Below are 23,798 nucleotides of genomic sequence, written 5' to 3'. Positions count from 1 at the left end.
CCGGCGTCGTCGAAGCTTCGGCCGCCGTGTCCATGCTCACCCCGTACCGCGAGTCCAGCGCCCGCACCGACCCGCGCGGTCCGTCCCGCGGTCACGGCGGATGCGCTCGACCCGCTCACGTGATCTGCACACATGGGCTCCTGACACGACCGCGATCAACCCGCACAGAGTGACGCGGCGGGCCACGCCGAACAGCCCATTACGCCAGACGCGGCATGTCACACACGGTCGGAACAGACGACTCTCCGTCCCGTTGTGCACCACATCTCTCCCGTAGCCCTCACAGGAGCAGAAGATCGGAGCCGCTGTCCGCGAGGAGCCGCGCGGTCTGCGGGGACGGGTGGTGCAGCCGCAGGGACGCGTGGGTCTCGGCGGCGTGCCGCGACGCGTCGAGGAAGACGCTCAGGCCGCTGCTGTCGCAGGGGCCGACGGTGGTCAGATCGACGTCGATGGCGGTGGTGCCGTCACTCAGGCACCGCTCCAGAGCGGTCCGCACCCGGGGCGCGGTGGCCGGGCCGATCTCGCCGGCCAGGGTGATCAGTGCTCGCCTGCCCCGGTCGTGCCGGTAGATGTTCAGCTGCGGAAGAGTCATGACGCCTCGGTTCATGGGCCCGTCCGCTCCTCGCGCAGTCGATGGCCCGGTGACGGCAACCGGCTGGTCACCTGTGGTGAGTGGTACGGCTGCGGCGGCGGCGCGGTGGGAACCGGCCGCGGCCCCCGTCGCGTTGGTCCCGTCGTTCGCCGGTGGCCGGCGACTCGGACCGACCGGGTTCCACCGGGGGCTGCGGTGTGCCGCGGCCGCGGCGGCCAGGCAGGGGGGCGCTGTACCGGTGCACGGCGATCCTGTCGGCGTGCTGGATGTTGAGCCGGTGGATCACGTATGCCGCCGCTGCGATGAGGACGATGAAGGCGGCGGCCGTCAGGAAGACGTTCATGGCAGCCGCCTCACATACCGATGATCAGGCGGCTGGCCCGACTGGGCGGGCCGGGCTGTTGCGGGACGGCCGCGGACACCGCGGAGGCGCCTCCCTCGTACTCCCACGCCTCGTTGGGGTCCAGTGGCCCGTCGGTCGCGGAGACGCCGTGCCGGGCCTCGTCCGCGGCGATGAGCGCGCTCGCGGTCAGCGGCGGGCCGTTGTAGTCGGACGCGGCAGCCATCAGGCGGGCCGCCGCCTCCGCGTCGGTCTCGGGCGGGATGACCAGCAGGTCCCAACGGCCGGTGCTGTAGGAGAGCAGCAGCAGCTTGTGCGGGTCGATTTCCGGGGTGAACCAGCCGACCTTGACGATATGGCCGTCCACGGGAACCTGGCGGGGGACGACCGGCCAGTGCTCCGGGTTGACGGCGATGCGGGTGATGCGGCCCCACAAGGGGTCCAACACGTCGGTCAGTGCGGGCAGTTCGCTCAGCAGATCCCGGGAGCGGGGCCACCAGGCACCGTCCAGGAGTCCACGGGAGGTGCCGTCGGTCTTCAGGGCGAGACGCGCGGCCGGGGCTGCGACGGGCTCGGGGGGCGGCAGGGTTGGAAGCAAGGTCGCCGACATGATGCGGACCCGTCTCCGGGCCGCCTCTACGGCGGCCCGTGGTCGTACGACTGCGCGGGACCGTGGCGGCCTCCGCCCCGCACACGATTGTCCTGCTCGCCCCCGGTCGGGGGCGCTGGGACCTGCTGGTCGTGCCTCCGGACACCAGCGAGGAGGCCGCGGAACCGCTCATGGCGGCCGCGGCAAGTGGCCACGTCTGATCCGGCCCACGACGAACTGCCCGGCGAATCATCAGGGCACCGACGGCCAGGTTCGGCGACGACGACCGTCAGATCCCCGCGATCAGCCGGCCGGGCCGGCCCGTGGTGGCCTCGCACGACGAGGAAGTTTCGCCGGCCTGTTCCGCCGCCATTGAGGGCGGCCGCGGTCGTCGGCGGGCCGGTGTTCGCGCTCGCGGCGGCCATCAGCCGGGCGGCCGAGGGGGCGCCCGTCTCCGGGGGGATCACCAGGGGTTCCCAGCGGCCCGCGGTGTAAGACAGCAGCAGGATCTTGTGCGGATCCTGCTCCGACGTGAACCAACCGACCTCCACCACATGGCCGTTGACGAGGATCTTGCGCGGGAGTGTCGGCCAGTAGTGCGGGTTGACGGCGATATGGGTGATCCGTCCCCACAGCGGATCCAGTACGCCCGCCAGAGCGGAGAGTTCGTGTGTCAGGTCAGGTGACCGAGGCCACCAGGCGCCGTCCAGCTCGACGTGCCCTGGTGAAGGACTCACGGGTTTCAGCGCGAGGCGCGCGGTCGGGGCCCTGAAGGGAACGGCCCGTAGCGGGGGAGGAGAGGTGGTCGCGGACATCGCGCGAACCCGTCTCCGGACCTCTGCGCGAGCGCGGCTGCCCGGTGTCGTTGCTCACTGGGGAACGACACCGGCATCGGAGCCGGTGTGCGAAATGCTCCCGATGAATTCACGCTGCTCCCCGACGAGGCCGAACGGACCGCTCCTGGACGTCGGCTCACTTTTGTCGGCGGTCGTCCTCCGAGCAGCGGCTGGTCTCACCGCCGCCCGTTGCTGCTCGCGGGTGTGGAAGAGGTCGCCGAGCTGCCCTCACCGTCGGCGAACCGTCCGGCGGAACCCGGCGCCATCCCGGTGAACAGGCCGACCGCGGCCATACCCGTCGCGCGCTCCTTGCTCGCTTTGGCTCCGGCAAGCGATTACTCGAGCCGCCGCTCTGGTTGTTCCTCGTCCTCGCCGAACAAATACACATCGCCGACCGCGATGTTGACCTCGACAACTTCCAGTCCGGTCATCCGCTCGATGGCAGCGATCACGTTCTCTCTGACGTCGCCCGCGACCTCGACGATGGAGACGCCGTACTCGACGACGATCTCCAGGTCGACCGCGGTCTGTACCTCGCCGACCTCGACCTTCACCCCGCTGGTGACGGACTTCCCGCCGGCACCGGGCATACGTTCACGCATGGCCCCCATGCCACGGGCGAACCCACCGCCCATCGCATGGACGCCCGGCACATCCCGGGCCGCCAGCCCGGCGATCTTCGCCACCACATCGTCGGCGATCGTTGTATGGCCGCGCGACCCCGGATCGCTTCCGTGCGGCACCCCCGCACTCTTCCCGCCGCGCTCGCCCAATGATCCCGCGCGAGGGGTCTCGGGCTGGTTCGGCAGTCCGGTATCCGTCATCTTCGGTCACCACTTTCCGACGCAACAGGCAGCCTGTCGTGCCCCTTCCTTCATGCTGACGGCGAGTGCCCGACCTCGCTCAGACGAGTGGCATGTGAGCGATGTCGGGCATTGCACCACCATCACCCCGATGAGCAGCAGAAGAAACAGCTGAGTGGATCACACCTTCTCCCGGTGGCATGTGCCGGTGACGCAACGGCCCCGGCGTATACACACCGGGGCCGCCCTTCCGGGTCGTTGCACGTGAGAGTGCGCGGACCCACTCACCAGGGTATGCCCGGGACGTCATTTCGTCATATGGGAGGACATGGCCGTCGCGTGACCGGACGGAGCCCCGAGGGCGGCCCGTGCCGTGTCAGTCGCTGTCCTTCTCCTCGGTCTCCATGAGCTGGATCCCCTTGTGCTTCAGTGTGACCATCGCGGGTGTGTTTCCTCTCGCCCAGTCGACCTGGATCAGTCCCTCGTCAGCCAAGTACGTGCAGGCCGCGGCCAGGTCCTCCTCGGGCATGGCCAGGTCCTCGCGCAACTGCGCCCCGGTGAGGCCGAGGAGGCGATTGCCTTCGATGGCCTCGTACAGGCTCTTCATGATCGCCTCGCGGTAGTGCTGCCGCTCGTGACGTGTCGCCATGGTCGCCTGCCTCTCGTGCCGGCACTGACGGAAACCCGGACGTCTGGGGCCGTATCCACCTTCCCCCGCTGAGGGGCGTCTCCTCAGATTTCGTCCGGCTGTGTGTGATCGTCCCGGGAGGACTGGCTGGTCAACAGCCAGGAGCGCACCGGCTCCGCCATGCGCGTGGTGTCCACGGTGAGGTGGAGGCGTGTTCCGCCGTCAGCGCCTGCCGGGTAGCTGCGCGCTTCGGTGGCGGCGAAACAACGGCGGAGAATCTCCGCGACATGGCGAGCCGCCTCCGGGTCCGCGGCGACGATACGAACCTCCGCGTGCCCGGCCGACGGCAGTTCCGGTGACTTCATGGTGACCCCTTGCTCATACAGGACTACGTGCATCAGGCGCGACGTGTCGGTGGGTGTGACGGCCGTCGCCCCAGACCCACCCCGGCTGGAAGCAGGTCTGCGTCATCAGCGGCTCCCGTCGCGATGCTCACGGCGTGCGGCGTCGGTAGGAGGGCCCTTCGGTGCGGTCGCACGTGAGCCCTTACGGGTCCGCCGACCGATTCCCGGTAGGGCGTCGCTGTAGCGGAACGCCCCGATCCTTTCGTCATGCTGCGCGTTGAGCCGGTGGATCAGGAACGCTCCCGCGATGATCGCGAAGATGATCACGGCGACGGTGACGGCTGTCTCCACATCCTCACCTCCTCAGGGCGGAACTCAGGATCCCGATCGCGGCTCCGGCCGCCGAAGCGGCTCCGCCGTCGGTCTCCCGTTCCCCTTCCCGGCTCCGAGCCTCCGCCGCGTCGTGGCCGATGGCCTCGTCGGCCATCAGACCGCTGGCGGTGCGGATACCACCTGGAACGGTTGCTGCTGCCATCAGCCGGGCGGCGGCGGCCGGCTCCGTCTCCGGAGGGATCACCAGCAGGTCCAGGCGGCCCACCGTGTAGGAGAGGAGGATCACTTTGTTCGGGTCCTGCTCGTCGGCGAACCAGCCGACATGCACCGTGTGCCCTGTGACGGGGACCTTACGCGGGATGACGGGCCATTGGGCCGGGTTCACGGTGACGTGGGTGATCCGGCCCCAGCACGCGTCCAGCGCGTTCGTCAGAGTGGGGATCTCGCGGAGGAGATCACGGGAGCGGGGCCACCAGGCACCGTCCAGAAGACCTGGAACCGAGCCGGTCGGGGCCAGGGACAGCCTGGCCGACGCCGAAGGCAGACGCTCTTTGATGATCGTAGGTTCGATGGTCGCGGTCATGACGCGGACCTGTCCCCGGCCTCCTCCTGGAGGCCGGCGTTCTTGCTCGCTGGGAACGACACCGACGTGGCGGCCGGTGTGCGAAGTACTCCCGTTCGCTTCACTCTACGCCGCTCCGAGGCCCCGGGGCGCGCTCGTGAGCAGGCACGTTATCGAGCGGCAACGAGTCCGGCACCGTCGGCGAGCGCGGCCGGCGCGGCAGCGCACGACTCACGGTGAGAGGACGACTGAGAGGACGAGGTCCCGCGTTCGGCGGGGCACCGGATTCTCGCGGCGATCCTTCACCTCCACACCCCGTGGAGCCCGCCTCGCCCGTCGCCTGGCGGCCGTCCGGCTGGACGCGTGGGGAACGCCCTACGGCACCGAAGCGCAGGGCGACATCGTGCTGATCGTCGCGGAGTTGACGACGAACGCCGTCCGGCACGGGCACGTCACCAGATGCCTGCGTCCTATTTCCCCCGCCCCTCCCCACCCGGGCCGCGTCCCACGGCCCGCGCTGTGTGGCTCTTCTACCAGTGACAGGAAGGCGGACGGCGGAAGTTCCGGGAATACCATCCTTCTGCGCTGCTCGGCTTGTGCCGTCTCCGCGGCCCGCTGCCGCCAGGGGAGTGGGGATTGTGCGCCGCCCGCGCGGTGTCGGCCCGCGGGCTCAGGTGAGGGCGGCCGCCAGGCAGGCGAAGGCGGCGATGATGACGGCGACGCGGACGTAGTGGTAGCGGTCCCAGCGGTTCATCTGCTGCTTCCAGTCGGCGGGTCGGTTGTCGGGGGTCCAGGTCCTGCCCCGGTTGTTGATCGGGACGAGCAGCAGGATCGACATGATCACGCTGAGGATCAGCAGCGCGCCGGCGGTGACGACGAGGCCGGTGGCGTGGTGGTGCCATCCGGCGATGGCCCAGATCGCGACGAGGACGAGCGAGGTGATGTACCAGACCGGCATCACGGCGCCGAGCATCCGGCCCCCGTGGGCGCGGCCGAGTTGGCCACTGTCGCCGGGGAGTGCGTTGAGGATCGGGTTGATGACGAACGCGACGGAGAACTCCACCCCCACCATCACGCCGACGACCACGGTGGTGACGACCTGGAGTGCGTTGAGCATGATGACCCCTCCTGGGATCTAGCGCCGCTAGATGACGAGGCAACGCTAGTGCTGCTGCCGCTCTATTGTCTAGCAATGCTAGAATCGAATCATGTCGGTACAGGAACGCAAGGAGCGCGAACGGGCGGCCCGCGAACGCCTCATCTTGGCGACGGCCCGCGAACTCGCCGAGCAACAGGGCTGGGACGCGGTCACCACCCGCCGACTCGCCGAGCGCATCGAATACAGCCAGCCCGTCCTCTACAGCCACTTCCGCGGCAAGCGAGAGATCATCGGCGCCGTCGCCCTCGAAGGCGCCACCGAGATGGCCGCGGCGCTGCGGGCCGCGACCTCCGCCGCGGGCGGCCCGCGCACCCGGGTCACCGCCCTCGCCCGTGCCTACCTCGACTTCGCCGCACGCAACCCGGCGGTCTACGACGCCATGTTCCAGCTCGACGGCGGCCTGGCGTTCGCGAACGAGGACACCCCGGAGCCGCTGAAGGACGCCTTCGCCGCCCTGTTGGAGAGTCTCGGCGAGGTGGCAGGGGACGGCGTCCACCCGGGGCTGTTCACCGAGGTGTTCTGGGCGGCCCTGCACGGGCTGGCGACCCTGACCCGGGCGGGACGGCTGCCGCCGCAGGACACCGAGCGGCGGACGGAGTTGCTGGTGGACCGGCTCGCCATACTCTGACGCACCGTCCCGGCGGGCACACGGCCGGGCTCCCCCACTGCCTGCCCGCGGCATCGCTTCCGGTCACTCGCGCCCACACGGCGCAGCCGCAGATCACCAGGCCCCATACCCCGACGGGGCACCCGCCCCGGAACTGCGGTGCTCATCGGCGCGCGAGGCGCTACGGGTCTGAACGGTCTGTGGTGCGATCGATCCCGCCGGGTGCCTGTTCACGCCCCAGTGCACCGTGACCGCGTCGCAGCGCCCGCGAGGGCGTTGCCGCGCCCGTGAGTCATCCGTAGGCGGCGACGCAGCCCGCGGTGACGAGGAAGTAACCGGACACTATCGCCAGCGCGATGACGTCGCCGTGGCCGTACGAGGGCTTGCTCAGGAGGTCCAGGTTCTCCGCCAGGCGGGGCTCTTCGGGGTCGTAGACAACCCTGAGTTCCTCGCCGACCTGGGGAATGCGCTCGTACGTCTGCACGATGGCGCGGACCTCTCCCTTCTCCGGGTCCGGCCAGTAGCCGCAGCGGACGCGGATCGGGCCGTCCGGCTCGGCGTTGAGGTGTTCCCGGCAGACCGCCTTGATGACGCGTCCGTGCTTGCGCAGTCGGCGTTGACGGCGGCTCTCGGGATAGGACACGAGTACCGCGATGCCGCAGATCACCATCCAGAGGATGACCAAGACCAGCACAGGGCCCCCGTCCTGACGTGCCGTGTATGGAAGGGATGTGTCCCGATCCATCCCTTCCATCCCTAGCAGTTCCCGGAGGCATGGGGAAGGGCCGGGCCCGGTCGGCCCCTCCGCTCAGCCCTTGGTGCGCAGCGCACGCCACGTGTTCGGGCCGACTATGCCGTCCGCCGCCAGGCCGGCCCGCTTCTGGAAGGTGACGACCGCCGCATGAGTCAGAGGGCCGAAGTCGCCGTCCACCTCGCCGACTTCGGTGATGCCGTGCAGATGCTTGAGCAGGCACTGGGCCTCTCTGACCTGGCTGCCCCCGTCGCCCTGCGTGATGGCGAAGTCCCACGTGTTGTTCCAGCCCGCCGTATAGCCGCGGCCGTGGGTCTCGTCCTCGTACGTCGCGGGCTTCTCGCAGGTGGGAGGCGCCGAGGCAGCCGGGGTCTCGTCCCGCGGCGCGTACGTGTACGTCACTGTCGCCGCCCCCAGCGACGCCGCGGCGATCGCGGCCACCAGGACGGGGCGCCGCCACTTCCGGGGCCGCAGCCTGGGCAGCCGGGCCGAGCGCGAGGTGCCCGCGGCCTGTTCCACCCGGCGCAGCAGCGCGGCGGTGTCGGCGGCGCGCTCCTCGTGCGTGGGAGCCAGGCAGTCGCGGACGATCTCCCGCCAGGCTTCCGGGAGTTGGGGGGACAGGCGCAGTTCCTCGGCGCCCCGCGCATAGCGCGTCGCCGCGTCGGCGCGCGCCTCCGTGCCGCCGCCCGGCAGCGGGAACGCTCCCGTCAGGACGACATGGGCGAGGACGCCGAAGGCCCAGATGTCGGCGGTGGGCCGGATCCGCGTACCCCGCTCGTCGATCTCGGACCAGAGCAGTTCCGGGGGCGTGTAGTCCGGGGTGGCGAAAGCGGGGGCGTAGGCGTGGGTGCCCTCCATCTCGGCTGCCAGGTTGAAGTCGGCCAGCCGGACCGTGCCGTCCTTCATCAGCAGCACGTTGGCCGGTTTCAGGTCGCCGTGCACCCAGCCCGCGTGGTGCAGCTGGTGCAGGCCCTCGCAGATCTGGGCCAGGAGCGCGGGACCGGAGTGGGGAGCCGGAGTCCGCTCCAGCAAGGCGTCCAGGGAGCCTTCGGCCTGTTCCAGTACGAGGACGGTGGCGCCGTCCAGTTCCGGATGGTCCGGGTCGTCCACCGTCAGCGTGTCGTACATGCGGATCAGCCGGGGTGCGCGCAGCCGCCCCAGCAACTCCACCTCCCGCTCGGCCAGTTCGCGCAGATGACGCAACTGGCGCGGGGTGCGGGTGCCGGTGGGCAGGAACTTCAACGCCGCCTGACGGGGCAGGTCCGGCTCCGCGTCGCCGACGAGCCGGGCCGTGTAGACGGTGGCGAAAGCGCCGGAGGCGAGGCGTTCGCGAATCTCCCACGGTCCGACCCGGTAGCCCTTCGGCACGGAGACCGCGCATGGCTGACCGGTCACCGGATCACCCGGCTCGCGGCGGCTGACGCCGGGGCGGCGAGCGCGGTGAGGTCGTCCTCGCGTACGAGGTCGAAGCGGAGGGCGAGGGAGACGAGGGACTCCTTCTTGCCGTTGAGGCGCGGGCTGCCCGGGTCGGCCGTGTCCGGGCCGGGCCGCAGGCGCAGCTTGACGGCCAGGTAGTCGATGTTCCAGTAGACCGCGGAACGGCTGACCGTCGGCCAGGTCGGACGCAGCCGCTCCACCAACTGCTCGACGGCGGGCAGCGGAGCCCGTGACTCACCGCGCAGCCGGGGCTCGCACAGGGCGGCGAGGACCGCGAAGTACCGCTTGGTGCGGTCCAGAGCGAACGCCGGGACCGTGGCCGCTCCGGAGAGCCCGTGCCGTTCGATGCTGCGGAAGACATGGCGCGGCGCCCAGACGTCGAAGGTGAGCAGGTCGCCGGCGGCGGGCAGCACCACGCGCGAGAACTCGAACGGTACGGGCGCGTCCATGCGCCCCGGCACGACCTTGATGTGTTCCCCCGCGCCCTCCGGGTTCTCCACGACGTACGTCTGGTCCTCGCTGAAGTTGCTCAACAGCCAGAAGTTCCGGTGCGCCGTGATCTCACCGGCGACCCGGGGCACCCCCTCATGCGCGATGGTCAGCCCGTCGTCCGTAGCCGCCCGCCCGAACGCGATCCGCTCCCCGGTGGCGATTCTGATCTGTCCGTCCACGCTGCCACACGACGGCGGCACCACGATGACGCTGTACATGGAGTCGTCCCCCTCCCCCGATACCAGGGAATCCACTGTTCCCCAGGCAACGACCGGCAGGGTAAGGGGCGTTGGTGAACGATTGCGAAGCTTTCGGGGAGCATGGCGAGTCGTTCGCTGGTGGCTGGCCGAGAAACACGGCGATCAGCACATCTTCGAGCATCTGAACCTCCTTGATGTGGGTGAGGCGAGACCAACTGCAGTTCCTCGGGCTCGGCGGCTGCCTGAGCGGAGGTGCGCAGGCTGAGCGCTGCGGCGGTGAGGGTGGTGTTCCGGGGGCGCGCACAGTAGAACTGGGCCCATGTCCGACCAGCAACCAGCCCCTCGCCCGGCCCAGATGCCCGGTGTGCCCAGGGCGTACGTGCCACCGCAAGCCCAGGACGTCAGCGCCGGCTACCGGCGACGGGCCGGCATTCTCGGCTGGCTCGCAATCATCATCGCGGTCCTCATGGGGGTTGCGTTCGTGGCGAGCATTGTCCTCCTTGCAGTGGCGGATGCGGACGTGGACAACGCTGCCTACGGTTACCTCGCCATCTTTCTCTGGTTCGGGATCGCCGCCGCGATCCCCGTCCTGCTCGCGGTCGCCATCCCCGCTGCGGCCATGAGGCGGCGTGTGCGGCAGCAGCGGCAGGCGGGGATCACACCTTGGTAAGGCGCCGAGGCGTAGGTTCCGCCCGTGCCATTCCACAGGGACAGGCATAGGGGAACCACGGCCCGCCGATGGTGCAATCACGGCACGATGGAGTAGCTGAGGTCCATCGCGGTGAGCGAGGCCGGCACCAAACGCAGACCGGGATGTCCGCGTCGAACGCCTTGCAGGCGACGGCCAGTGGGCCCAGAGCCCACCAGGCCCTCGCTGCCCGCTTGTCCTGGCCGGGGGTCGCTGGTCAGCCGATCGGAATGGCCTCGCGGTCCAGCGTGTGCTTGATGACGCGGAGTCCCTGATCGACCATTTCGGCGATGGGCGCACCGAGGCTGTCCGGCTTCACATCGGTGATCCAGACGAAGAGGCTGCGGTTCTCCTCCCGGGCGAGCACCTGCATGGAAGCGTGGTGGTGTGTGGGTTCCAGGGAGCCGCCGACCACTGCGTAGGCGATGCGCCGGGTCTCATCGTCGATGTCGACGACAAGTTCGCGCACCACGGCGCCGTTGGCGAAGGTGACGGTCCTGATGTCGCCGTCGACGCGGGTGTCGGTGACGTACCCCGGTGCGAGGCGGTGGTGGACCTCTCCGAAGTCACGGACCGCCGCCCACACGTTGGCGGGGGTGTCGTCGATCAGCACTTCGCGGTGGATGGATGCCATGGATCTGTCCCTTCTGGGGTGGAGCGGTCAGTCGCCGGCCGGGGCGGCGGCAAGGCAGAACGGGTGGCCCTCGGGGTCGGTGAGGACGATCCACTGGCCCTCGCCCGGCTGGAAATCGGGCCGGGACGCACCCAGGTCGAGCAGTTCCTCGGCCGCGGCGTCCAAGTCGGCGACGGTGAAGTCGAGGTGCATGTACTTCGTGCCTTCGGGCCAGTTCGGCACCTCGTAGCCCTCGACGCGGACGAAGGCGAGCTGGACGGGGGTGCCACTGCCCAGGGAGGCGAAGTCCTGGTCGCTGTGGGTGATCTCCCACCCGGTGGCCTTCTGGTAGAACGCGGCGAGCGCGGCCGGGTCGGCGCAGTCGACGACGACCGTGCTGAGCTGCTTCAGAACAGACATGCCGATGACTCCTGGGAATCGGTAGGGGATGAACGCAGCGGCGTACGGGGAGCGCGGAGGCCCTCGCACTCTGCAAGCGTCCTCCCGGCTGTGGGCCCCGGTCTTGAAGATCCTTGCAGTGGGGCGCGGTTGTCAGACCTCCCACGTAGCGTGTGACGGGTGCTCACAGCCATTTCCGTTGCCAGCCGCCCAGACTTCAGCATCAGCGCGGTGACCTGCCGTTCCGACCACGCCCGCTGGTCGGCGCCGGAGGTGCGTGCCGACTACCGCGTGGTGCTCGTGCGCCGCGGGCGGTTCCGTCGGAAAGCGGCAGGCATCCCAGCCGACATCGACGCGACCCTCGCCTACGTGGGCGCACCGGGTGAAGAGGAGAGCTTCGCCCATCCCACCGGCGGCGACGTCTGCACGTCCATCAGCGTGGCACCGAAGCTGTGGCGCTCCCTCGCCGGAGACGCCGAAGTACCGGCCGTCCAGGCCGTCTACGTCGATCCGCACCTCGACCTTGCCCACCGCCGCCTGCTCGCCGCCGCACGCTCCGGAGACGTCGACTACGCGCTCTCCGAGGAACTGCTGGCCCTCCTGTCGACCGCCATCGGCCGCACCGCGACCGGATCGACCCCGCTCGCTCCCACGCCCTCCGGGCGCGACCGGCCCCTCATCGCGGCCGCCCGCGAGGCGATCATCGAAGCCCACCCCTCGTCGGACACGCTGTTCTCGCTCGCCAAACTGCTCGGCGTCTCCCCCTACCGCCTGAGCCGGGCCTTCCCACGCGAACTCGGCGTGACAGTGACCCACTACCGCCAGCGCGTCCGCATCGGCAGGGCCCTCGACCGCCTGGAGGCCGGCGAGAACAGCCTCAGCACCCTCGCCGCCGACCTCGGCTACGCCGACCAGGCCCACCTCACCCGCACGATGCGCCAATACCTCGGCCGCACACCGACGGCCCTTCGCCGTCTGCTCACCCCTGCACAGTGACCCGCGTACCTGGAGCATGGTCCTTGCTGAAGGCCGAAGAGCTGGTGCAGGTCAGAGCAACGGCTTGTCCGGCGTCCCCCTCACCTGGCAGCAGGGGACGTTCACCCCGACCAGTACGACGGTCGCCAGCGTGTTCACCCAGTGGACCGACCCCAGCCCGGAACGCCAACTCGCCATCACGTTCCGCACGGTTCACGCCCCCGACGCCGACCTGATCCTCGGCCGCGGCCTGGAAGCCGCCCCCCGCGACCGTGCTCGCGCACCGACGCAGCTGATCGCGGTCGGTAGCCCGGACCACCCGGCCATCGCCACCCTCCGCGCGGCGCGTACGACGGCCGGTGTCGCGCAGGACGTCACCCTCAACACCGCCTTGGCGGAAGCCCTCACGTGGCACCGCGAGTACTGGACCGACAAGGACGCCCGCGCCCGAGGCAAGGCGTACGGGGGTCAGGACTGGGATGTCCGATGGAGCCGCACCTCGGAGTTCGAGGGTGTGTGGAGCGTGGACCTGACCGGCACCGCACGTGCCGAGGACAGGCCCGTCCGCCTCACCGAGACGATCACCTGGGAGGACGAGCACTGGGTGGTGGCCCCGCTGCCGGGTGTCGTACCGAAGCCGTCGAACGCGGCGGACACCGAACCACCCGGGTAGGCCTGGCGCCGGTGGATGACAGGAGGGTCGCGCGATCCCGGGAAGGGTTCACGCGGTGCTCCGCCACGTCGAGGCAGCGACAGCAGCACGAATCTCGCCCCAGGCCGCTCCGCGACGTCATCGCCTTCACCCCGAAGATGCCGGACACGCGCTCTCTGCTCGCTGGCCTCTTCGCCGGTGGGCCCGAGTTGGGGCTGACCGTCAGCGGCGAGGGTGCCGTCCTTCAGTTGTGCAGCCGCACCGGCCGCCCCCTGGTCTCCGTCGAGGCACCGGTCCTGGGTCCACACACCGTGCGTGTGGCCCTTCGCTTCGCCACCGCTGAAGCCCGCCGAATTTCCCGGCCGCCTTCGGAGTGTCAGTGGGGGTCCGTACGCTCGGGGGTGTGGAGGGGGACGAGCTGTACGAGGAACCGAGCGAAGGACTGCCTGATCGGGGGCGCGGTACCGAGGTCTGGCAGCGGCTGAGTGCGTACGCCTACCTCAGTGCGCCCGAGCGGCTGGAGTATGTGGCGGTGATGCGGGTGTTCTGCGGGACGCTGCTCGCGGATCTGGCCGTACCGGATGTGCTCGACAAGTTGGCGCGGAGGGGCGATCCGGGCAGCCCAGGGGCGGCGCTCGACGCTGAGACACTCACCGTGCGGCTCGAACAGCTTGTGCGGTGGGGCAATCTGCTGCGCAGCACGCACACCGTCACGGCGGCCAGCATCGCCGAGTACCAGCGTTCCCGGTCCCGTTACCAGCTGTCCAAGCTGGGGGAGCGGGTGCAGCGGGACGCGGACGAGGTGCTGGCCGGGGCGGACGCCGCGCGGGAGGTCAGCAGTGAGCTGCTCACTCTCGTCGACCGGGGGCTGAACGAGATCGCCGCCATGGTCGGCGCGCCCGGCGGGGCGGATCCTCAAGCGGCGCTGGAGCGGATCAGCACGCTCTTCGTGCAGTTCGCCGAATTCGCCGAGTCCGTACGGGACTTCTACGCGTACCTGGGCCAGGTGCTCGCGCGCTACGACCTCGACGGTGCCGAGTACCAGGGGTTCAAGGAACTGCTGCTCGACTATGTGGAGGCGATCACCGAGGACATCTCCTTCCGGGCCCCGCGTATCGCCGCGCACCTGGACGCCGTATGGCCGCACTTGCCCGCACTGCTCGCCCGGATCGACGCGCACACGGCGGGCATCGGGGTGCTCGCCGACGGACTGCCCGAGACACGGGTGCAGCGCAGCCGGGGGCGGGATCTCGCGGACTGGGAGGGGTTGCGCGACTGGTTCACCGACACCGGTGGACACCAGCACGGCAGCCAGGTGGACCAGCTCCGGGACGCCACCCTCCGCGCCCTGCAGTCGCTCCTCGCCAACGCCAAGCGGATGCTGCGCTCGGCCTCCGGGGAGATGTCCCGCCGCAAGGATCTGCTGCGGCTGGCGGCCTGGTTCGACGCGGCGGAACCGGAGGAGGCCCACGACATCGCGGTCGCCGCGTTCGGGCTCTACGGGGCACGGCACCTGGGCGTGGCACCGGATCCGGACCAGTCCGTACCGGCGTACGTGAGCTGGTGGAACGGACCTGTGGTGGATGTGCCGGTGGCGCTGCGCGAGCGCGGCAGCAGGGCTCCGCGCGGGCGCTCCGCGTCCGCCGAGGACCACTCCGAGCAGAAGCGCCGCCTCATGGAGCAGGCGCGGCGGCAGGCCGAGGCCCGGCAGGCGGCGGCCGACGAACTGCTCAGCGCATCGGGCAACTTCACGCAGGTGAGGCTCAGCGCTCCCGCGATGCGACTGCTGCTGGAACTCCTGACCACCGCCCTCGGCAACGCCCGGTTGCACAAGGACGCCGGCGACTTTCTGTTCGACGGCGCGCAGGTGAGTGACCCGGATCTGGGTGTGCGGCTGACGGCTCGGCGCACCCTCGGGCGTCACACAGTCCTGCGTTCCGAGGACGGGGACATGACGGTCGACGACCTTTCGTTCGAGGTGAAGAGCCTGGCCGGCCCGGTCGAGAGCCTGGCAGGTGAGAGCCTGGTCGGCCAGAACGCGTCCAGGCCGGTACCGGGGGAGGCGACCGCCTGATGGCCCTGCCCTCCGCGCACGACGTCGCGCTCGCGGCCGAGCGCCGCGCCGCCGCCCGGCTGCTGCTCGCCCACCCCCTGGTCACCAGCACCGGGCCGCACAGCGACACCTTCCCGCTGATCCGCCGCCACGCCGACTGGCTCGCCCCACGCTTCCAACAGGTGTTCGGCTACCGCCTCCTGGTGGAGGCCACATACGCCCGTCTGTTCAAGGCGGGCCTCGGCCCGGGTTCGGGACACCGCCTCGAACGGCCCTCCACCGGGACGCCGTTCACGCCACGTACGTACTCCTACCTCGCCCTCGCCCTCTCGGTCCTCGTCACCGCCCCGGAACAGCTCCTGCTCTCCCAGCTCGTCGCCGATCTGCGGGCCGCGGCCGTCGACGCCGGGATCGAGATCGCCGACACCGGGCGGCAGGCCGAGCGGCGCACGCTCGCCGCCGCGCTGCGGCAACTCGTCGACTGGGGCGTCCTGGTCGAGACCGAGGGCCAGGTCTCCGCCGTCGCCGAGGAGCGGGCCGGTGAGGCACTGCTGACCGTGGACCGCGAGATCGCGCGGGCCGTCGTCGCCGGCCCGCTCGCCCAGAGCCGCGACGGCGCCGACCTCGTACGCCGGGCCGCCGACCCCGGATTCGGCGGGCCACGTACGTACGTCCGCAGGCGCCTCGTCGAAACCCCCGTCGTCCACCTCGACGACCTCACGGACGCCGAACGCGAATGGCTGCGCACCCGGCAGCGGCGCGAGGCCCAGGCGTTCTCCGAACTGCTCGGTCTGGAGGCCGAGATCCGGGCCGAGGGCATCGCCCTCGTCGACCCGGACGGCGACCTCACCGACCTGCACCTGCCCGGCACCGGCACGGTCGCCCAGGCCGCGCTGCTCCTCGTGGAGCGGCTGGTCGTACGACTGCGCCCCGAGGACCCTGGCCATCCGGCGACCGGCGGGCGGCTCGTCATCGGCGTACCCGTCCCGGACGGGCTGCTGCCCGAACTGCTCGACGAACTCATCGAGGAGTACGGCAGGCGCAGCAACTGGCAGCGTGGCCATCTGGCGGACCGGGCCGGATTCCTCGCCGCCGTCCTCGACCTCCTCGTACGGATGCGTCTCGTGGCGCCGGCGGGAGGACCGGTACGCGCGGAGGGGTACGGGCTGCCGGAGGGGTACGAGGAGTCGACGGGCGACGGCCGCTCCGTCACCGATGTGTCGGGAGCGCGCGGTCAGGACCGTACGACCGGTGGGGCGCGCGGTCAGGACCGTACGACCGGAGCCGGCTGGGTTCTGCTTGCCGCGGCCGCCCGGTACGTCACCACCGTGGCGGTCAAGTCACGCCGTATCGACCAGTCCGCAGCGTCCCCAGCGTCCGTAGGGAACGACCTCTCCAAGGAGCCCCGGTGAACCGCCCGCCGTCCCCGCACCGCTACCGCCTGCACCGTGCCGGCATCCGCAATGTCTGGCAGTACGACGAGCAGGAGTTCGCCTTCGGCGACGGCCGGCTGCTGCTGCGAGGCAAGAACGGCGCGGGCAAGTCCAAGGCTCTGGAGATGCTGCTGCCCTACCTTCTCGACGGTGACGCCCGTGCGCTGGACGCCACGGGAACCGGGCGCACCACCCTCCTGTGGCTGATGCTCGACGGCTTCGAGCAGACCAACCGGCTGGGCTATCTGTGGGTGGAGTTCGCGCGCACCGACGAGGAGGGCACCGACCGGCACCTCACCCTCGGCGCGGCCATCCGCGCGTCCCAGTCGACCAAGACGGCCAAGCCGTTCTTCTTCACCACCCCGCTCCGGGTCGGCGAGGACCTGCACCTCGCCCCCGCCGGCCAGCCGCTCCCGGTCGACCAGCTCAAGTCGCTCGTCGGCCCGGAGAACGTCACCGACCGTGCCGTGGAACACCGGGCCCGGGTCGCCCGTGAACTGTTCGGCCTGACCGACCCCGCCCGCTACCGCAACCTGCTCCACCTCCTCCACCGGCTGCGCCGCCCCACGATCGGCGACCGCATCGACTCCGGCGGTCTGGTCTCGGTACTCGCCGAGACACTGCCCGCCCTCGATGACGAGATCGTCGACAAGGTGGCCCGTAACCTCGACGACCTCGACGCCGTACGGGCCGATCTCGGACGCCTGGAGCGGACGGACCAGGCGCTGCGCACCTTCCTCACCGGCTACCGCGGCTATCTGCACGGGGCGCTGCGTCACCGCGCGGCCGAGACGGGCGGTGAACTGGAGCAACTCGCGGAGTACCGCAGGTCCGCGGGTGACGCGGCACGGAGAGCGGAGGTACTTCGTGAGCGCGAGGCGGAACTCGACGGCCGTATCGAAGCACTTGAGGGCGAGAAGACCGCCGCCGAGACGGACCTGGCCGCACTGCACGCCAGCGCCGGATATCGCGGTCTGAAGGAGCTCGGCGAGAAACGCGCCACCGTCACCGCCCTGCACGGTGCGGCCACCACCGCCTTCAAGTCCCTGCGCCAGGCGCATACCCACCAGGAGGAGGCGGGACAGCGCCTCACCGCCGAGGCGGGGCGGCTCGGCGCTGAGCTGGTCGAACTGAGCACAGCGCACGGGGAGTTGGTACGGGAGGCGGAGCGCTCCCGGCTCGACCCCGTGCACCTGGGCGAGCCCGTGGCGACCCACGCCGGGCCGGTGGCGCCCGCGACGACGGCCGAACTGACCGCCCCGGAGGGCGACTTCCACCTCGTACGGCACAGCCAGGCGCTGGCGGTGGACACCGAGGCATGCGCGACCGCCCTGCACGCGTGGGACGCCCAGCTCGACGCCGCACAGCCGGTGATCAGGAACCGTTCCCGGTCCGTCACCGAACTCGGCGCGCTCATCGGCAAGTCCGACCGGGCCCAGCGGGAGGCGCGGGAGGCCGACGCCGCCCGTGAGCGGCTGGAGGAGCAGGCGGATCGGGCGCGTTCCCGGGTCGAGCGGCGACGGCAGGATGCCGCGCGCGAGGGGGTCGCATACGCCGACTCGGCCCGCGCCTGGACCGAGCGGCTGCGGAACCTCACCGGACTGCCCCTGGACGCCGTGGACGCCCTGGTCGCCCACGACCCCGCGGACGGTCCGCTACCCGCCCGTACCCCCGATGACGTGGCCGACGCGGCGCGGTCGGCCGTCGACCCGTGGCTCGCCGAGCTGGGCGAGCAACGCGACGCCCAGGCCGTGACCCTCCGCGAACTGAACGCCGAACGGGACCGCCTCCGGCGCGAGCGCGAGCAGTGGGAACGCCGTACCGACCCCGAACCGCCGCCCCCGCCCCACCGTGCGGCTCCCCGCACACCCGGCACCGGAGCACCCCTCTACCGCCTGGTGGACTTCGCCGATGGGCTTGAACCTGCGGTACGGGCCGGGCTGGAGGCCGCGCTGGAGGCGAGTGGTCTGCTCGACGCCTGGGTCCAGGCCGACGGCACGGTGCTGGACCCGGCCACCCTGGACACCCTCCTGGTCCCGGATCCGGGGGCATCAGCGGCCGAGCCGACGCTCGCGCGGGTGCTGCGGCCGGTTGACGCGCCGGACAGCGGGGTGGGGATCGAGCGGATCCAGCGCGTGCTGGAGGCGGTGGCTCTGGACGCGGTGGGGACGGCCGGTACGCCGGCGGCGGACGGACCGCACACCGCCATCGGCGCCGACGGCTCCTGGAAGCTCGGCATCGCGCGCGGGCGGCACACCAAGCCGGCCGCCGAGTACGTCGGCGCGGAGGTGCGCGCGGAGACCCGTCGCCGGATGCTGGCCGAACTGGACGGTCGACTGGCCGCGGTGGAGGACGAGTCGGCGCGGATCGGGCACAGTCTGCGGGTGCTGACCGAGCACCGGGACCAGGTCACCGACGCCCTGCGCCGACCGCCCACCGCACGGGGACTGACCGACGCGTGGGCCCGTACCGCCGAGGCGGAGCGCGCCGCCGAGTCCCTCGTCGGCCAGGCCGGGGCGGCTGCCCGGGACGCGGAACAGGCGCGAACCCGTGCCGTCGCCGCCAGACGGGAGACCGAGGCGACGGCCAGTGCTCACGGCCTTCCCGCCGACCCGACGGCGCTCGACACGGTCCGCCTCGCGCTCAGAGGGCTGGCCCAGGGCACGGAACAGCTGCGGCGACGGATCCGCGCGGTCGTGGCAGCCGCCGACGGCCACGGCGTCGGCCGTACGGACTACGAGCGTGCCGCGGCGGCCCGCCGGGACGCCGAGTCCGACTACGCCGAGGCACTCGACCGTCTGGACGCCGCCCGCCGTACCGTCCAGGCGTTGGAGGAGGCGCTGGGCGCCACGGAGCAGGAGATCCTCGCCCGCGAGGCCGAGGCGAAGCGCCGCCTGGACGCAGTGGGGCGCCAACTCCCGCGTATACGGCAGGACATGGCGGACCTGCACGACGAGCGGGTACGCGCGGAGGAGGACGAGAAGGGGCGGCGCGAGGCACTGGCCGTGCAGGAGGCGGAGGCGCTGGAGCGGGGCAGGCGCCTGCGTATGGCCTTGTCGCTGCCGGGGGTGTTGCAGGGAGCGGGCCTGGAGGCCGATGAGGACGATCACGATGCTCACGACGGAGAGGCGCCGATGTCCCCGGACCCGATCCACGGCGACGCCCGTGAGCGCATCCGGGCACTGCGCGTGCTGGTCGACGCCGTACGCCGCCGTCTGGACGCCGAACGCCGCGACATCTCGGACACCACCCTCCTCAACCGTCACACCGAGCTGCGCGACCAGCTTTCCGGCGGCTACGACGCGACGATCGAGGAACACGACGGCATCAAGCTCTGCCGACTCGTCGACGACCACGGCCCGCACGACATCGCCCAGGTCGGCATGCGCATCGCGGCCCAGGCGGCCGAGGCCCGGGACCGGCTGACGGAACGCGAGCGGGACGTCTTCCAGCGCTTCCTGACCGGAGAACTGGGCGACCACCTCTCCTCCCAGGTCCTGGCCGCGGGCGCCCTGGTGGCCGCCCTCAACGCCACGCTGTCCACGGTCCGTACGTCACACGGCCTGGGCGTCACCCTCGACTGGAAGCTGGCGGACGGCGTGGAGGCCGACGTCAAGGCGGCCGTGGACCTGCTGCGGAGCCCCTCCGGCCTGCGCACCCGTGAGCAGTCCGAACAGCTCCGCGACGTCCTCCAGCGCCGTATCGAGGACGCCCGCCGCGCCGACCCGGTCGCGGGCTACGCGTCCCACCTGCGTACGGCCCTCGACTACCGCGACTGGTTCACCTTCACGCCCTGGGTGGTCAGCGACGCGGCACCGGGAAGCCGCCGCAAACTCTCCGGCCGCACGGGAATGAGCCAGGGCGAGCAGCGCGTGCTCTCCTACCTGGTCCTCTTCGCCGCGTCGGCGGCCCACTTCACGAGCCTCGCCGAGTCCGCCCCGCACGCACCCCGCCTCATCCTCCTGGACGACGCCTTCGCCAAGGTCGACGAGCCCACCCACGCCCGCCTCGGCCGCATCCTGGTCGACCTGGACCTCGACTTCGTCCTCACCAGCGAACGCCTCATCGGCAACTGGCCCGACGTACCGTCCCTGCACATCTACGAGTGCCTGCGCGATCCCCACGTACGGGGTGTGGCGACGCTGCACTACACGTGGAACGGGCGGCAGCGGAGGCTGGTGTCGGTATGACGAGCGTGCGAGCGGGGGACGAGGGCGTGGGTGTGGCGAACGGGCGAGCGGCGTACGACCCGCCCGTCGACGCCGACCCGCCCGTCGACGCCGACCCGCCCCTCGACCCCGACCCGCCCCTCGACCCCGAGGCGTTGGCGTTCCTGTCCCGGCCCGGCCTGAGCCGTCTCTGGGCGGCGGCGCGCACCCGCCTCGAACGAAACGGCCTCCAACCCACCGGCACGATCCGCCTCCAGCACCTCGACCCACAGGAACGCGAAGCCCTGTCCCTCCTCCTGGCCAAGCCGGTCACCGGCCCCTCCACCACGATCCGCCTGCCCGACCTGGACACCCGCCTGCGCGCCAGCGCGGCCGACCGAGGGCTGGCCGCCACACTGACGGCACTGGGCCCACCCCTGACCGACCGGCGAGCGGCCCGCGACGCGGCGGCGGCCGAACGCACCCGTCTCTGGTCCACGGCGGAAGCGACCCTGACAGCCACGCCCCTGGCCGACCAGCCCTGGACCCACGACTGGCTGACGGACATACGACGGTCCGGCACACTCACCCGCCACCCACCCACCACCGCGCTCACCACCCTCACCCAGGCCATCCAGACCCTCGCGACCCTCCACCCCGGAACGGGCCCCACCCCCACCCCCTGGGGCCGAGGCGAACTGGCCACCCGCACCACGGGCTCGGCCCACGGCCTGGACGACGGCACCCTGCTGGCCCGCCTGGTCCTGAGGGGCATCGCGCTGGCCCAGGGCGTCGACTTCCCGACCGACGCACCGGCCCGCCGCGCCCTGTGGCGCCGGGCCTCGGTCACACCGGACGAGGTCTCCAGCACGGTCCTGACGTACGGCCTGCGCCCGACCGGCACCACCTGGCAGGAGACGGCCCTGCGCGAACGCGCGGACCACCACCAGGAGACCCACCTGACCCTGCGCGAACTGCGCACCCTCCACCTGAAGTTGCCCTCACACACCCGCATCCACGTCTGCGAGAACCCGCGCGTCGTGGAGGCCGCGGCGGACTCCGGCTGCACCACGCCGCTGATCTGCACCTCGGGCAGCGCGACGACGGTCGTCCTCACCCTCCTGGACACCCTGGCCGCGACCGACTGCACCTTCGCCTACCACGGCGACTTCGACTGGCCGGGCATCACCCTCGCCAACCGCGTCATGGGACGATACGCGGCGGAGCCGTGGCGCATGACTGCCCCGGACTACGAGTACCTGGCGGCACGCACCGAACTGCGAGGCATGCCACCGCTTCCACTCGTCGGCACACCGGTCGAGGCGACGTGGGACGCTGAACTGGCCCCGACCATGGAGGCGTTGGGGGTGGCGCTGCACGAGGAGGCGGCGCTGGACCTCCTCTTGGAAGACCTGGCGTGAGCCAGGGAGGAAGGACCATGGACAACCTCACCGAGGCGAACCTCAAGAAGCTGGCCGGCGCTCGCTCCTACGAACGTGCGCTCGGCTACCTCGATGCCGTATCCGGAGTCGAGGTCGGCGACGGTTGGGTGACCGCGAGCGTCCACGGCACGGAGCGATACGAGGTGGAGCTGACCCTGGACGGACCCGACGGGCCGGCCGGTGAGTGCGACTGCCCGTACGGAATGGAAGGCAACTTCTGCAAACACCTGGTGGCCCTCGGCCTGACCGTACTCGCCCAGCGGGAGAGCCTGCCGCGGCAGCGAAAGGCGGCCCGGGACCGAGCACAGGATCTCGACACATGGCTGTCGGCCCTGTCCAAGGACGAGTTGCTCGCCCTGCTGAGGGAACAGGTGGACGAGGACCGGCGGTTGAGGCGTCGCCTGGAGCTGCGGGCGGCGGGCGCCCGCGGAGACCTCTCCGGTGTCCGCGCGAGCGTCCGTGAGCTGCTCGACGTACGCCCGTTCGCGCGATACGGCTACGTCGAGTACGCCGACGCCCGCGCCTACGCCGACCAGGCCGGGCAGGCGGCGTCCGCGATCGGGGCGCTCACCGGCTCCGGTCGGCCCGCCGACGCGATCGAGCTGACACGCGAGGCCATGCGGTTGCTGGCCGAGGCCGTGGAGACCGTCGACGACTCCGACGGATGGCTCGGACAGGTGGGTGCCGATCTCGCCGCCGCCCACCTCGAAGCATGCCGTGCGGCACGTCCGGATCCGGAGGAGCTGGCGCGCTGGCTGATCGACCACGCGCTCGGCGATTACGACGACGGCCTCACCGACATCGACCCGCTCGACTACCAGGACGTCCTCGGCGATGCGGGCATGACCGCCCTGCGGAAGCTGGTGGTCGAGGCATGGCGGGGAAACCGCACAGGATGGGCCGAGAAGTACTTGATGGAACGCCTGGCCAAGACGGCAGGCGACATCGACACGGTGATCGCCGTGCACGCGGCCGACCTCACACCGAACGGCCACACACACCTGCTCATCGCCCGCGAACTGGACACCGCCCGACGCCCCGACGAGGCCCTGAGCTGGGCGGAGCGAGGCATCCGGGAAGCCGAGGACCTCTCCGCCGTAGACACCGCCCTCGTCGACCACCTCTGCGAACGCTACGCACAGGCGGCCAGACTCCCCGATGCCGTCGCCCTGCGCCGCGACCACTTCACCGCCCGCCGCTCCCTCCTCACATACCAGCAACTCCGCGCCGCCGCACGGGCCGCCGACTGCTGGCCGGCCGAGCGCGAGAGAGCGCTGACTCTGCTACGTGCCGACGCGGAGCGACGGCGACAGGACCGGTACGGGTACAGCGGCTGGGTCCTGGTCGACGCCTTGCTGGACGACAAGGACACAACAGCCGCCTGGCAGGCCGCCACCGAAACCGGCGCCCACGACAGCCAGTGGCTCACCCTCGCCGACCGGATCCGCGCCGACCGCCCCGCCGACGCACTCGACGTCTACCTTCGCCTGGCCGAGCCCCTCACCAAGGACACCGGAAACGAGATCTACGAGCAACTCGTCGCCCTCGTCCTGAGCATCCGCGACTGCCACCGCCGCCTGAACACCCCGGACGCGTTCACGGCGTACGTCACCACCCTGCGCACCTCCCAGAAACGCAAGCGGAACCTGATGCGCCTGATGGCCGAGCACGGTCTGTGAGCCGGGGCCGGGCGTGGTTCCGTCCATGAAGTCATCTCGGCTG

Annotated in this window: 24 protein-coding genes and 3 pseudogenes; 12 read left to right on the top strand and 15 right to left on the bottom strand. The window is 71.2% G+C overall.

The genetic code is table 11. From position 1 onward, the window contains the following. Positions 1-280 precede the first annotated feature (280 nt). The 3 genes from F3T56_RS19405 to F3T56_RS19395 are packed head-to-tail and all read right to left on the bottom strand — an operon-like array spanning position 281 to position 1,542. Positions 281-607, bottom strand: coding sequence for an STAS domain-containing protein (locus tag F3T56_RS19405; RefSeq protein WP_246203700.1), 327 nt, complete (start codon positions 605-607; stop codon positions 281-283). Between the two features lie 52 nt (positions 608-659). Beyond that, a complete protein-coding gene (locus tag F3T56_RS19400) occupies positions 660-935 on the bottom strand; it encodes a hypothetical protein (protein WP_149826438.1) in 276 nt (91 codons plus the stop codon). Positions 936-945: 10 nt separating this feature from the next. Beyond that, positions 946-1,542, bottom strand: coding sequence for a DUF5994 family protein (locus F3T56_RS19395; RefSeq protein ID WP_149826437.1), 597 nt, complete (start codon positions 1,540-1,542; stop codon positions 946-948). A gap of 38 nt (positions 1,543-1,580) precedes the next feature. On the opposite strand from F3T56_RS19395, the gene F3T56_RS47960 reads away from it, so the two are divergent. Next, positions 1,581-1,742, top strand: a complete 162-nt coding sequence (locus F3T56_RS47960) for a DUF5994 family protein (protein ID WP_342786957.1) — start codon at positions 1,581-1,583, stop codon at positions 1,740-1,742. Between the two features lie 204 nt (positions 1,743-1,946). On the opposite strand, the pseudogene F3T56_RS47955 reads toward F3T56_RS47960, so the two are convergent. From F3T56_RS47955 to F3T56_RS19365, 6 genes and pseudogenes are all read right to left on the bottom strand, one after another. Next, a pseudogene (locus F3T56_RS47955) lies at positions 1,947-2,336 on the bottom strand (DUF5994 family protein); the annotation flags it as partial. Between the two features lie 356 nt (positions 2,337-2,692). Then, positions 2,693-3,181 carry an Asp23/Gls24 family envelope stress response protein gene (locus tag F3T56_RS19385; protein ID WP_149826436.1) on the bottom strand — a complete coding sequence of 163 codons (489 nt, stop codon included), beginning with the start codon at positions 3,179-3,181 and terminating at the stop codon, positions 2,693-2,695. Between the two features lie 355 nt (positions 3,182-3,536). Beyond that, positions 3,537-3,809 (bottom strand): hypothetical protein, encoded by a 273-nt coding sequence (locus F3T56_RS19380; RefSeq protein ID WP_149826435.1) that lies wholly within the window; start codon positions 3,807-3,809, stop codon positions 3,537-3,539. An 83-nt stretch (positions 3,810-3,892) separates the two neighbouring features. After that, positions 3,893-4,153: a hypothetical protein gene (locus tag F3T56_RS19375; protein ID WP_149826434.1), complete on the bottom strand. Its 261-nt coding sequence runs from the start codon at positions 4,151-4,153 to the stop codon at positions 3,893-3,895. A gap of 105 nt (positions 4,154-4,258) precedes the next feature. Next, on the bottom strand, positions 4,259-4,483 hold the full coding sequence (locus F3T56_RS19370; protein WP_149826433.1) for a hypothetical protein: 225 nt from the start codon (positions 4,481-4,483) through the stop codon (positions 4,259-4,261). 4 nt (positions 4,484-4,487) lie between these two features. Continuing rightward, on the bottom strand, positions 4,488-5,048 hold the full coding sequence (locus tag F3T56_RS19365; protein ID WP_149826432.1) for a DUF5994 family protein: 561 nt from the start codon (positions 5,046-5,048) through the stop codon (positions 4,488-4,490). 319 nt (positions 5,049-5,367) lie between these two features. Between F3T56_RS19365 and F3T56_RS47950 the strand changes: the two are divergent. Next, positions 5,368-5,481 (top strand): annotated as a pseudogene (locus F3T56_RS47950) (ATP-binding protein); the annotation flags it as partial. A 216-nt stretch (positions 5,482-5,697) separates the two neighbouring features. On the opposite strand, the gene F3T56_RS19355 reads toward F3T56_RS47950, so the two are convergent. Continuing rightward, on the bottom strand, positions 5,698-6,144 hold the full coding sequence (locus F3T56_RS19355) for an anthrone oxygenase family protein (RefSeq protein ID WP_149826431.1): 447 nt from the start codon (positions 6,142-6,144) through the stop codon (positions 5,698-5,700). A gap of 91 nt (positions 6,145-6,235) precedes the next feature. On the opposite strand from F3T56_RS19355, the gene F3T56_RS19350 reads away from it, so the two are divergent. Next, the gene (locus F3T56_RS19350; RefSeq protein ID WP_149826430.1) at positions 6,236-6,814 is read left to right on the top strand and encodes a TetR/AcrR family transcriptional regulator; all 579 of its coding nucleotides are present in this window, start codon (positions 6,236-6,238) and stop codon (positions 6,812-6,814) included. 271 nt (positions 6,815-7,085) lie between these two features. Here F3T56_RS19350 and F3T56_RS19345 read toward each other — a convergent pair whose 3' ends face one another. The 3 genes from F3T56_RS19345 to F3T56_RS19335 all read right to left on the bottom strand — a co-directional run bounded on the left by F3T56_RS19345 (position 7,086) and on the right by F3T56_RS19335 (position 9,691). Then, positions 7,086-7,487 (bottom strand): hypothetical protein, encoded by a 402-nt coding sequence (locus tag F3T56_RS19345; RefSeq protein WP_149826429.1) that lies wholly within the window; start codon positions 7,485-7,487, stop codon positions 7,086-7,088. Between the two features lie 114 nt (positions 7,488-7,601). Beyond that, complete coding sequence (locus F3T56_RS19340; protein ID WP_149826428.1) at positions 7,602-8,939, bottom strand: serine/threonine-protein kinase; 1,338 nt, start codon at positions 8,937-8,939, stop codon at positions 7,602-7,604. After that, the gene (locus F3T56_RS19335; RefSeq protein WP_149826427.1) at positions 8,936-9,691 is read right to left on the bottom strand and encodes an FHA domain-containing protein; all 756 of its coding nucleotides are present in this window, start codon (positions 9,689-9,691) and stop codon (positions 8,936-8,938) included. The genes F3T56_RS19340 and F3T56_RS19335 overlap by 4 nt, the downstream gene beginning before the upstream one ends. A gap of 301 nt (positions 9,692-9,992) precedes the next feature. Between F3T56_RS19335 and F3T56_RS46245 the strand changes: the two genes are divergently transcribed. After that, positions 9,993-10,343: a hypothetical protein gene (locus F3T56_RS46245; protein ID WP_172639021.1), complete on the top strand. Its 351-nt coding sequence runs from the start codon at positions 9,993-9,995 to the stop codon at positions 10,341-10,343. Positions 10,344-10,578: 235 nt separating this feature from the next. On the opposite strand, the gene F3T56_RS19325 is transcribed toward F3T56_RS46245, so the two are convergent. After that, the gene (locus F3T56_RS19325; protein ID WP_149826426.1) at positions 10,579-10,995 is read right to left on the bottom strand and encodes an SRPBCC family protein; all 417 of its coding nucleotides are present in this window, start codon (positions 10,993-10,995) and stop codon (positions 10,579-10,581) included. Between the two features lie 27 nt (positions 10,996-11,022). Further along, on the bottom strand, positions 11,023-11,394 hold the full coding sequence (locus tag F3T56_RS19320; RefSeq protein WP_149826425.1) for a VOC family protein: 372 nt from the start codon (positions 11,392-11,394) through the stop codon (positions 11,023-11,025). Between the two features lie 210 nt (positions 11,395-11,604). Here F3T56_RS19320 and F3T56_RS19315 point away from each other — a divergent pair, with 210 nt between their 5' ends. From F3T56_RS19315 to F3T56_RS19280, 8 genes and pseudogenes are all read left to right on the top strand, one after another. Next, positions 11,605-12,369: a helix-turn-helix domain-containing protein gene (locus tag F3T56_RS19315; protein WP_246203699.1), complete on the top strand. Its 765-nt coding sequence runs from the start codon at positions 11,605-11,607 to the stop codon at positions 12,367-12,369. Between the two features lie 16 nt (positions 12,370-12,385). Next, positions 12,386-13,021 carry a DUF6177 family protein gene (locus tag F3T56_RS19310; protein WP_425473590.1) on the top strand — a complete coding sequence of 212 codons (636 nt, stop codon included), beginning with the start codon at positions 12,386-12,388 and terminating at the stop codon, positions 13,019-13,021. A gap of 137 nt (positions 13,022-13,158) precedes the next feature. Continuing rightward, positions 13,159-13,299: pseudogene (locus F3T56_RS50105) on the top strand (DUF6177 family protein); the annotation flags it as partial. A 104-nt stretch (positions 13,300-13,403) separates the two neighbouring features. After that, positions 13,404-15,074: a TIGR02677 family protein gene (locus F3T56_RS19300; protein ID WP_246203698.1), complete on the top strand. Its 1,671-nt coding sequence runs from the start codon at positions 13,404-13,406 to the stop codon at positions 15,072-15,074. Further along, on the top strand, positions 15,074-16,465 hold the full coding sequence (locus F3T56_RS19295) for a TIGR02678 family protein (RefSeq protein WP_149826420.1): 1,392 nt from the start codon (positions 15,074-15,076) through the stop codon (positions 16,463-16,465). Before F3T56_RS19300 ends, F3T56_RS19295 begins: the two co-directional genes overlap by 1 nt. Then, positions 16,462-20,676 carry a TIGR02680 family protein gene (locus tag F3T56_RS19290; RefSeq protein ID WP_149826419.1) on the top strand — a complete coding sequence of 1,405 codons (4,215 nt, stop codon included), beginning with the start codon at positions 16,462-16,464 and terminating at the stop codon, positions 20,674-20,676. The genes F3T56_RS19295 and F3T56_RS19290 overlap by 4 nt, the downstream gene beginning before the upstream one ends. After that, positions 20,673-22,055, top strand: coding sequence for a TIGR02679 family protein (locus F3T56_RS19285; protein WP_149826418.1), 1,383 nt, complete (start codon positions 20,673-20,675; stop codon positions 22,053-22,055). The genes F3T56_RS19290 and F3T56_RS19285 overlap by 4 nt, the downstream gene beginning before the upstream one ends. Before the next feature lie 17 nt (positions 22,056-22,072). Then, complete coding sequence (locus F3T56_RS19280; RefSeq protein WP_149826417.1) at positions 22,073-23,755, top strand: SWIM zinc finger family protein; 1,683 nt, start codon at positions 22,073-22,075, stop codon at positions 23,753-23,755. The last annotated feature ends 43 nt before the right edge of the window (positions 23,756-23,798 follow it).

The organism is Streptomyces tailanensis (assembly GCF_008386495.1).
In the GTDB taxonomy this organism is placed as follows: domain Bacteria; phylum Actinomycetota; class Actinomycetes; order Streptomycetales; family Streptomycetaceae; genus Streptomyces; species Streptomyces tailanensis.
This window is presented reverse-complemented; position numbering and strand designations above follow the sequence as displayed.